The sequence below is a fragment of the Synechococcus sp. CS-1333 genome (assembly GCF_025128015.1).
Taxonomy (GTDB): Bacteria; Cyanobacteriota; Cyanobacteriia; order PCC-6307; family Cyanobiaceae; genus MW101C3.
This window is the reverse complement of the sequence record NZ_JAHLYO010000025.1, coordinates 1-9,686: the sequence shown is the minus strand read 5'-3', so window position 1 is coordinate 9,686 and position 9,686 is coordinate 1. Positions and strand designations below refer to the sequence as shown.

Genomic DNA, 9,686 nt, shown 5'->3' with positions numbered 1-9,686 from the left:
GATCCTCTACTGCAACGACGTCCCCGACGGCGGCACCGAATTCCACTGGCAAGACCACCACGTGGAAGCCGTGAAAGGCACCCTGGCGATCTTCCCGGCAGGCATCTCCCACATCCACCGCGGCCGGGTGAGCCACGAGCAAACCAAAACCATCGCCACCGGCTGGATCAACGCTGGCCGGCGGGAGGATTACATCGCTCGGCTTGCGGCTGGCTGAGGGGCTGGACGATTGGACAGACCTCCTACCCACGTGTGAGCTCAACTGTGAGCATCCGATCAGCCAGTTTGGGTGGAGCAAACCAAGCAGGGACATGGCCAAGCACGGCAAATGGACGACGGCGAACAGGTGGTTAACGGATCCGCATAAGATCCCATCACGCATTCGCTTCAAAGAGCAGAACCTTTCCGCCGCAGCTGATTCAAAGATCAAGAGGCAGGAAATGCAAGGGTAGTTATACTGTCAATAATCAACAGCCAGGCGTGGATACCGGACCCGCCCATTCAGCGCCAGGCATCTTACTAATTAACAAATTCATGGCTACCACTCAGGGATCATTTGCCGCAGAATTCTTGGAGAATTATCTGAAGTTTGGACTGGGCTCCATGCCGAGAGCAGACATTGATGCCCTCGTCATGCATCTTCTTGACCGCTATGGGCTCGATGGGTCTCTACCAATGGCAACTCTCAGCAACCAAACAGTAAGCGAGCGTCTCCGTACGCCGGTCGCAAAAGTCAAGAGGCTCCGCTACGAAGCCGCGCTGAAGTTCGGCGGGCGCGTTGAGGATCAAGCCATGGGCCGCCTGCTAGCCGCCCTAGCGGTCGCCACCCTAGAGCCACAAGAAGAAAAGATTTGCTTGGTTATCGAAGATACGCTTGCGAAGAACTGGCTCCAAGGTCAACTGAAGCTTCATCAACAAATATTTGACCACTCCTTCAATACTGAGATCATCAAAGTCTCTGCCTTGGGTCTGTTTGTAGTCCTTGAAGCACTCTTTGACAAGAGGCAACTTGAGAAATTCAAGAAAGGCTACGAGGATTCCAAAAGATCCAAGAATGCGGCAGAGTGTATTCAACTCTTCAAGACATTAGCCAAGAGTTTTGCTGAAGGGGCCGCTAGCGCAGCCGGAGGTGGAGTCATGGCAGTTTTGAAGGTGCATTTGGGGCTGCCGTGATGCCTAACATCAAGATCCAGTGGCCTAGATCAGGTATATCATATGAATGCAAAGCTCCACTGCCCGCCGCTGATCGTGAGCGTTAGGGCTCAATACTTCAGGGATCTCCATGCACGATCAAGATATTCCATTAGCCGTTGTGGCAACACAGGTTGCACCACTGACAAAACCATCCAACTATCCTAAGCCGTTCGCTTCCCGAATGGCGGGTCGAGAGAAGCGTCCCCTCGGCGATTTGTTTGGTCTTTCAAACTTCGGGGTAAACCTGACGAAGCTTTTGCCCGGTGCTGGTTCAGCTTTGCGGCACGCCCATTCCAAGCAAGATGAGTTTATCTACATATTGCGTGGCCATCCCGTGCTAATTACAAATGCCGGAGAAACGCAACTCTCTCCTGGCATGTGTGCGGGGTTCAAAGCAGGCACAGGCAACGCGCACCAGTTGATTAACCGTACAAGTGAAGAAGTACATTACCTTGAGGTTGGCGACCGAAGCGCAGGAGATTCAGCCGTCTACCCTGACGATGACTTACAGGCATTTCTCGTCGACGGAAAATGGCAGTTTGCGCACAAAGACGACTCACCATATTGACGACTGCGTTAATCCGACAACCCGCAATTGGAGCTCACATGCAACACGTTTTAATCATTCATGAGGTCGAGGCTTATCCGGCATGGAAGCTTGTTTTTGACCAAGCAGCAGGCATTAGAAAACGCGCCGGAGAAATCAGCTACCAGTTGCTGCGATACGACAATGACGCAAACAGCATCGTCCACTTTTCTGAGTGGTCATCGCTGGAGAATGCTCGGAGATTCTTCGAATCTCCAGAGTTGGCGGAAATCAGAAAAGAGGCTGGCGTAAAAGCCCCAGACTTTATCTACTTGCAAGAGATAGAGCGTGGTGTGCTATAGCTCTAAAATGGCTCTCGAGAGGGATGCGCCCCTCAACTTTACGTTATCAACAAAGCAAGAACGATAACCGCCTACCTTTAGGCCCCCAAGCCCCTTGCCCCGCGCCGGCGGGCACTTACAGACGAGTTGAATTCGGGTCGCAACAGCGGACCGCACGATTGCGCTGGCGCATCAGCGCAAGCAAAGCATCCCAGCAGCCCATTGGCTGGCCATCCAGCCTCTTCCCTGTGTTCACCACCACCCTCAATATCATTCGCACGAGACCCCTGTTCAAGCTCCGAAATCAGCCAACTCCCCATCTGAGAGTCATCAGCTGCAGCCCAGCTCAAACCCATTCACCCAGCCGCGCGCCACAACCATCGGCAGCAACTCAGCGACATCCACGCGCCCCTGCCCATCCGCCGCCAGCGAGTTCCTGCCTGGCTCCAGCTCGCTGCAGAGTTTGCCAAAGGGCATTCGGGAAGCAAAACCCTGCAACAGGTGCCACGCTCCAGCGCCAGACCGCTCCATGCGCGTTTCCACGCCCTCCCTCCAGATGAGGAGCGTTGCGCCGCCCTGATCCAGATCGATCGGTTCTGACTCCGTCGCTTCCGGCTAATTGGCGGCCCAGATGCGATCCACCGGATAGGCCGACGCCAGCAGCGCACTGGCTTGAGGCAGCTGGAACACCAGGTGCTCCCACTGCTCTGGAGCCACACGGGAGAGGGCCGTCAGGTCAAGGCCGGTCTCATCGGGGGCATTGAGCACCCGGTTCCAGCAGGCGTGAAGGCCCGCAGAAAGGCCGGCAGCTCACCGCCGCAATCCCCCAGATCCGGTGAGCTGGAAGCGTGCTCGTTCACGTAGCGGGCGCCCCCGCAGCCCGCGCCCGCCGGTTGGCTCGCCGTCCTTTGAGAGCATGGACGGATCTCCCTGACCCCAGCTGTGACCGAGGCCTCCGCCGCCCCCAGCCCTGATGGCGCCGCTGCCGCCGAGGCCCTGCCCAAGACCTACGACCCGAGCGGCACGGAAGCCCGCTGGCAGGCGGCCTGGGAGGCGGCGGGCGCCTTTCACCCCGACCCCTACGCCCCCGGCGAGCCGTTTTCGGTGGTGATCCCGCCGCCGAACGTGACCGGCAGCCTGCACATGGGCCACGGCTTCGAGACGGCCCTGATCGACACGGTCGTGCGCTTTCAGCGCCTCCAGGGCAAGAACGTGCTGTGCCTGCCCGGCACCGACCACGCCTCGATCGCGGTGCAGTCGATCCTGGAGAAGCAGATCAAGGCGGAAGGCGGCAGCAAGGACGATTTGGGCCGCGACGCATTCCTTGAGCGCGCCTGGGCCTGGAAGGCCGAGAGCGGCGGCACGATCGTGGGCCAGCTGCGGCGGCTCGGCTATTCGGTGGATTGGCGGCGCGAGCGCTTCACGCTCGATCCCGGCCTCAACAAAGCCGTGGTGGAAGCCTTCGTGAGGCTGCACGAGCAGGGGCTGATCTACCGGGGCGAATACCTGGTGAACTGGTGCCCGGCCTCGGGATCGGCGGTGAGCGATCTGGAGGTGGAGATGAAGGAGCTCGACGGCCACCTCTGGCACTTCCGCTACCCGCTCAACGATGGCGCAGCAGTTGACGCCGCCGGCCTGGATCATCTGGTGGTGGCCACCACCCGTCCCGAAACCCTGCTGGGCGACACCGGCGTGGCCGTGCACCCCACCGACCCCCGCTACGCCGCCCTGGTGGGCCGCACGATCACCCTGCCGCTGGTGGGCCGTCAGATCCCGATCGTGGCTGATGAGCACGTGGATCCGGCCTTCGGCACCGGTTGCGTCAAGGTGACCCCTGCCCACGACCCCAACGACTTCGCGATCGGCGCCCGCCACGGCCTGCCGCTGATCACGGTGATGGCCAAGGACGGCTCGATGAACGCCGCCGCCGGCCGCTTCGCCGGGCTGGATCGCTTCGAGGCGCGCGCGGCGGTGGTGGCGGCGATGGAGGCGGAAGGGTTCCTGGTGAAGGTGGAGCCGCACCGCCACAGCGTGCCCTTCTCCGACCGGGGCAAGGTGCCGGTGGAGCCGCTGCTCTCCACCCAGTGGTTTGCGCGGGCCGAGCCGCTGGCCGCCCGCTGCCGCGCAGCGCTCGATCAGGGCGAACCCCGCTTCGTGCCGCAGCGCTGGGAGAAGGTCTACCGCGACTGGCTCACCGACATCCGCGACTGGTGCATCAGCCGCCAGCTCTGGTGGGGCCACCGCATTCCCGCCTGGTTCGTGGTGAGTGAAACCGGCGGCGTGATCAGCGACGCCACCCCGTATGTGGTGGCCCGCGACGCCGAGGAGGCCTTGGCCAAGGCGGAAGCGCAGTTCGGCGCCGCCAGCCAGGCGGCGGGCCGCGCGCTGCAGCTGGAGCAAGACCCCGACGTTCTCGACACCTGGTTCTCCAGCGGCCTCTGGCCCTTCTCCACCCTGGGCTGGCCCGATGCGAACGCCGCCGATCTGGCCACCTGGTATCCCACCAGCGTGCTGGTGACCGGCTTCGACATCATCTTTTTCTGGGTGGCGCGCATGACGATGCTGGCCGGCGCCTTCCTGCAGGACGACGGCGTGCCGGTGGGCGGCCGCGACACCTGGATCCCCTTCCGCGACGTGATGATTCACGGCCTGGTGCGGGATGAGAACAACCGCAAGATGAGCAAGAGCGCCGGCAACGGCATCGATCCGCTGCCGCTGATCGAGCGCTACGGCGCCGATGCCCTGCGCTTCGCCCTGGTGCGCGAAGTGGCCGGCGCCGGCCAGGACATCCGCCTCGACTACGACCGCGCCAGCGGCAACTCGGCCACGGTGGAAGGGGCGCGCAACTTCGCCAACAAGCTCTGGAACGCCACCCGCTTCGCCCTGATCAACCTGGGCGGCGAAACGCCCGCCAGCCTGGGGGAACCCGATCCGGCCGCGTTGACCCTGGCCGACCGCTGGATCCTGTCGCGGCTGGCGCGGGTGAACGGCGAAACGGCAGAGCGCTACGGCAGCTACGCCCTGGGCGAGGCCGCCAAGGGCCTCTACGAGTTCGCCTGGAACGAGGTGTGCGACTGGACGATCGAGCTGCTCAAGCGGCGGCTCAACCCCCGCCCCGCCGTTGAGGGCGAGCCGCTCAGCGCTGAGGTGCTGGCGGATCAGCGCGTGGCCCGCCAGGTGCTGGCCAAGGTGCTGAACGAGCTGCTGGTGCTGCTGCACCCACTCATGCCGCACCTGAGCGAGGAGCTCTGGCACGGGCTCACCGGCGCCCCTGAGGGCACCTTCCTGGCGCTGCAGGCCTGGCCGGCGCTGGACGCCGCCGCTCTCGACGCCGCCCTGGAAGCCCAGTTCGCCGAGCTGATCGAAGCGATCCGGGTGGTGCGCAACCTGCGCGCCGTGGCCGGGCTCAAGCCCTCACAGGCCGCGCCTGTGGTGTTCCTCACCGGCCGGCCTGAGCTGGCCGCCGTGCTGCGCGCCGGCAGCGGCGACATCACCGCCCTCACCCGGGCGGCCTCGGTGGAGGTGCGCGAAACCAGCACCAGCGCCCGCTGCCTGGCGGCAGTGAGCGGCGAGCTGCAGGTGCTGCTGCCGATCGAGGGCCTGGTGGATCTCGACGCCCTGCGCGGCCGGCTGGAGAAAGACATCGCCAAGGCCGAGAAGGAGATCAAGGGCCTGGCCGGCCGCCTGGCCAACCCCAACTTCGCGGGCAAGGCGCCGCCGGAGGTGGTGGCCGAATGCCAGGCCAACCTGGCCGAAGCCGAAGCCCAGGCGGCCCTGGCCCGGCAGCGACTGGCGGATCTTGGCGCCTGATGCACGTGCTAATGCCCTCATAAGCCGTCGTTAAAGAGCTGGGGCCGTGGCTGGCTGAGGGTTCTAGGGATCTCCTTGTCGATCACGTTCGTGTCTACCGCCGCGACCCGGTCCGAGTTCCCCTTCCTGGAGGATTCCGACTACTCCCAGCGCTCCTCCAGCCCGGAGCTTCCCTCCCTGACGCCATTCCCGACGCAGGAGGAGCCCAAGGTTCCCGCCGAGTCCCCGGCAGGGTTCGCCTCCTCCCGGCAGCCCCGCTTCAACGATGTGCAGGATGACGTCGGCGATGACGATCGCCTCAGCAGTAGCAGCAGTAGCAGCAGTAGCAGCAGCAGTAGTCGTGGTCGTGACGGCGAGCGTGGCGGGCGCGGCAGGCCCCCGGCACCGGCCGATCCCCTTCTGGCCAGCATCAACCTTTCGCCGACGCCTCCGGCCCCAGGCGCCGCACCAACTGAGCAGTTCCAGACCGAAATCTCCGCCTACGTGAGGCTGGGCGGCAAGCTCTTCCTGCTCTCCTCCGGTGGCGGCAGCACCCTGCAGGTCACCGATGCCAGCAACCCCCAGGCACCGGGCTTGCTCCAGCGGGTGTCCCTCGGCGCTTACATCAGCCAGTCGGTGGCGACCTACGACGACCTCGTGGCAGTCGCCCTCTCCCCCAACGACTACGCCACCAGTGCCGGCAAGGGGCTTGTGCGCTTCTACCGGATCGACAGATCCGGCAACCTCACCCTGGTGAAGGACGTGGAGGTGGGCTACCTGCCCGATGGCATCGCCTTCAGCAAGGACGGCAAGAAGCTGGTGATCGCCAACGAGGGTGAGCCGATCGCGAACTACGCGATTGACCGCCCCGGCAGCATCGGCATCATTGACATCAAGGGCAGGCCCGGCAAGGAGACCTTCAGCTACACGGACCTGAGCTTCGCCGGGTTGACCCTGCCCAGCGGGATCCGCATCTCCGGCCCAGCCGGCACCACCCAGGCCACCGACATCGAGCCCGAGTACGTCTCGATCCTGGGGAACACCGCCTACGTGACCCTGCAGGAGAACAACGGCGTCGCCAAGGTCAACCTCAGGACCAACACGATCGAGGCGATCTTCGCCCTCGGCAGCGTCGACTTCAGCACCCAGCTCGTTGACATCAGCGATCGGGACGGTCCCCCTCCCGCTGGCAGCAGCACCGGAACGCCCCTGATCAACCCCGTTCTCGGCAACACCGTGGTGGGCTTGAGGATGGCGGACGGCATCGCCGCCTTCAGCACCAGGGGCAAGGATTACTTCATCACCGCCAATGAGGGAGACGGCCGCGAGTACGGCACCGCCGGAACCCCGGGCTTCTACCTCGATGAAACCCGGCGCCTGGGTCGACTCAAGACTCTCAGTGAAGACACCACCGCTCCCTTCACCGCCTTCGGCAGCCGCAGCGTCAGCATCTTCGATGCCACCACCGGTGCCCTCGTCTGGGACAGCGGCAACACCCTGCAGACCATCGCCATCGCCGCCGGCGTCTACGACGACACCCGCAGCGACGACAAGGGCGTCGAGCCCGAAGGTGTCGTGGTCACGAAGCTGAACGGCCGCACCTACGCGATCGTCAGTGCCGAACGCGCCACCAGCAGCCTGCTGGCGGTGTTCGACATCACCGACCCAGCCCAGGCCAGCTTCGTCACCAGCAGAGTGCTGGCCGGCAGCGTGTCCCCCGAGGGCCTGCTCGTGATCGACGCGAAGGACAGCCCCACCAAGCGGGACCTGCTGGTGGTCTCCAACGAGGTGTCCAACACCTTGAACATCCTCGATCTCGGGGCCCTGATCGCCGCGCCCCCGGTGGCCGGCGCCGGCAGCTTCACCTCCACCATGCTCAAGGATGTGGCCGGTGGGGCGGAGCTGACGATCTCCAGCCTGATCACCAACGGCGAGTTCACCAACGGCACCGCGCCGGGCAGCAGCGTCTATGTGCCGCCGGGCATCTTCGATGGACAGGGCGCCTACAGCAATGGCGATGGCACCTACACCCTGCTCGTCAACCACGAACTCAGCGCCAGCGCGGGCTACGCCTACACCGTCGAAGGCCTGAACTCCTCCGTCACCGGTGCCCGCATCAGCCGCTTCATCGTTGACATTGATGCCGACGACAATGCCGCCAACGGCTTCCAGTCACGGATCCTCAGCGGTGGCCTCGCCTATGACAAGGTGATCGGCACCGATACCAACGGCTTCGATCGCTTCTGCTCCGCCAACCTGGTGGAGGCCAACAGCTTCGGCGCCGGCCGTGGTTTCGCTGATCGGATCTTCCTCACCGGTGAGGAGGTGTTCGGCGGTGGCGGCGGCGCCTTCTACGCCCTCGATACGGCCAGCAACGACCTCATTCAGGTGAATGCCTTCGGCAAGGGCACCTGGGAATCCGCCACCTTGATCGACACCGGCAACGCCAACACGGTCGCCGTGCTGCTCCTCGATGACGCCAAGGCTCCCCTGCGACTCTGGGTCGGCGAGAAGACGGCCGGCGGCTACCTGGAGCGCAACGGCCTGGCGGAAGCCAACGGCGCCCTCTACACCTTCGTGCCCACGGGCCTGGCGGAATCCGGTGTGGACGCCACCGCCGGTCCTGATTCGGATGACCTCAAGGCCCTGGCCCTTGGGGCTCCCCTGGCCGGCCGCTGGGTCAAGATCGAGAAGCCGGCGGGTAAGGCCAGCTACGCCGACCTCACCGATGCCGAGATCCGCACCCTGGCCACCGACCTCGGGGCCCTGCAGCTCAGCCGCATCGAGGACGGGGAGGTCAACCCCCTCAACGGACAGCAGGTGGCCTTCGTCTCCACGGGCACGAAGGACTTCAGCAGCGGCGACCTGTACGGCAACGTCTACACCCTGAGCTTCGCCGATGCCTTCAACGCCGATGGCCGCCTGGCCAGCAGCGGTTCCAGCAGCCTGCGGGTGATCTATGACGCCGATCGCCTCGCTGACCCCACAACGGGCCTGCGTAACCCCGACAACCTCACCTGGAGCGCCGATGGCTCCCTCTATGTGCAGGAGGACCGGGCCAACGGCGGTGGACTCGACATCGCTAACGGCAACTTCGGCACCCAGGAGGCCTCGATCTGGAAGCTGAACCCCAGCGGGCCTGTCGATCCGGTCACGGGCGTGCCCTCGGAGCGGTGGGCCCAGATCGACCGCACCGCCGTCCCCACGGCCTACGGCCAGAGCCAACCCGGTGTGGTCACAGACCCCAGCAGCAGCGGTGTCGGCAACTGGGAATCCTCGGGGATCATCGATGCCTCGTCGATCTACGGCGCCGCACCCGGCAGTGTCTTCCTGGCCAACGTCCAGGCCCACAGCCTGGGCGGAGGCAACATCAACGGTTCCGGCTACCTGGTGGAAGGGGGCCAGATCGATCTGATCGTCCAGACCGCTCCGGTGATCTGATCCCATCGGCCCGTCGCGAGCCCAGCCCTCGGCCCCTCCTGTGAGGGGCCTTTTTTTTCAGGGGCCCAAAGCGGGCCACCACAGCCCGCCGACTATCCAGTTCGCGGCCACTGGGGCCGCGGCCAGGGATGCCAGCCCAGATCCGCCCGGGGAAGGCGAAGCCCAGGCGGGCCTGGCTCGGGAGCGGCTGGCCGATCTGGCGGGATGAGCTGGGGTGAGGCTTGGCTGGGCTTCGCTCAGAGCAAGCGGCGCTGGCTCAGATCCAGCGGCGCTTCCGGAAATACAGGAGCAGCAGCACACCGGTCGACACCATCACCGCCCAGACCACGAAATAGCCCTCTTTCCACTTGAGCTCGGGCATGTGCTCGAAGTTCATGCCGTACACACCAGCAAGG

9 protein-coding genes are annotated in these 9,686 nt (G+C 64.5%); 6 read left to right on the top strand and 3 right to left on the bottom strand.

The genetic code is table 11. From position 1 onward, the window contains the following. The 4 genes from KQ303_RS09975 to KQ303_RS09960 all read left to right on the top strand — a co-directional run. Nucleotides 1-217 (top strand): 2OG-Fe(II) oxygenase (locus KQ303_RS09975; RefSeq protein WP_259730147.1); only part of this gene is annotated, 217 nt, incomplete at its 5' end. A 263-nt stretch (nucleotides 218-480) separates the two neighbouring features. After that, entirely contained in the window at nucleotides 481-1,173 is a 693-nt protein-coding gene (locus KQ303_RS09970) for a hypothetical protein (RefSeq protein WP_259730146.1), read from the top strand. A gap of 109 nt (nucleotides 1,174-1,282) precedes the next feature. Continuing rightward, on the top strand, nucleotides 1,283-1,762 hold the full coding sequence (locus KQ303_RS09965) for a cupin domain-containing protein (protein WP_259730145.1): 480 nt from the start codon (nucleotides 1,283-1,285) through the stop codon (nucleotides 1,760-1,762). Nucleotides 1,763-1,800: 38 nt separating this feature from the next. Next, nucleotides 1,801-2,082 carry an antibiotic biosynthesis monooxygenase gene (locus tag KQ303_RS09960; protein ID WP_259730144.1) on the top strand — a complete coding sequence of 94 codons (282 nt, stop codon included), beginning with the start codon at nucleotides 1,801-1,803 and terminating at the stop codon, nucleotides 2,080-2,082. A 309-nt stretch (nucleotides 2,083-2,391) separates the two neighbouring features. Here KQ303_RS09960 and KQ303_RS09955 read toward each other — a convergent pair whose 3' ends face one another. After that, a complete protein-coding gene (locus tag KQ303_RS09955) occupies nucleotides 2,392-2,538 on the bottom strand; it encodes a hypothetical protein (RefSeq protein WP_259730143.1) in 147 nt (48 codons plus the stop codon). Between the two features lie 138 nt (nucleotides 2,539-2,676). Next, nucleotides 2,677-2,829, bottom strand: coding sequence for a hypothetical protein (locus KQ303_RS09950; protein WP_259730142.1), 153 nt, complete (start codon nucleotides 2,827-2,829; stop codon nucleotides 2,677-2,679). Nucleotides 2,830-3,003: 174 nt separating this feature from the next. Here KQ303_RS09950 and KQ303_RS09945 point away from each other — a divergent pair, with 174 nt between their 5' ends. Beyond that, the gene (locus KQ303_RS09945) at nucleotides 3,004-5,871 is read left to right on the top strand and encodes a valine--tRNA ligase (protein ID WP_259730141.1); all 2,868 of its coding nucleotides are present in this window, start codon (nucleotides 3,004-3,006) and stop codon (nucleotides 5,869-5,871) included. Nucleotides 5,872-5,961: 90 nt separating this feature from the next. After that, nucleotides 5,962-9,291 carry a PhoX family protein gene (locus tag KQ303_RS09940; RefSeq protein ID WP_259730140.1) on the top strand — a complete coding sequence of 1,110 codons (3,330 nt, stop codon included), beginning with the start codon at nucleotides 5,962-5,964 and terminating at the stop codon, nucleotides 9,289-9,291. A 256-nt stretch (nucleotides 9,292-9,547) separates the two neighbouring features. Here KQ303_RS09940 and KQ303_RS09935 read toward each other — a convergent pair whose 3' ends face one another. Continuing rightward, nucleotides 9,548-9,676 (bottom strand): CorA family divalent cation transporter, encoded by a 129-nt coding sequence (locus KQ303_RS09935; protein ID WP_259730148.1) that lies wholly within the window; start codon nucleotides 9,674-9,676, stop codon nucleotides 9,548-9,550. Between the last annotated feature and the right edge of the window lie 10 nt (nucleotides 9,677-9,686).

Excerpts from the sequence above, each read along its gene's own strand:
- KQ303_RS09960 (WP_259730144.1), top strand. The coding sequence starts at position 1,801 with ATGCAACACGTTTTAATCATTCATGAGGTCGAGGCTTATCCGGCATGG.
- KQ303_RS09965 (WP_259730145.1), top strand. The coding sequence starts at position 1,283 with ATGCACGATCAAGATATTCCATTAGCCGTTGTGGCAACACAGGTTGCA.
- KQ303_RS09955 (WP_259730143.1), bottom strand. The coding sequence starts at position 2,538 with ATGCCCTTTGGCAAACTCTGCAGCGAGCTGGAGCCAGGCAGGAACTCG.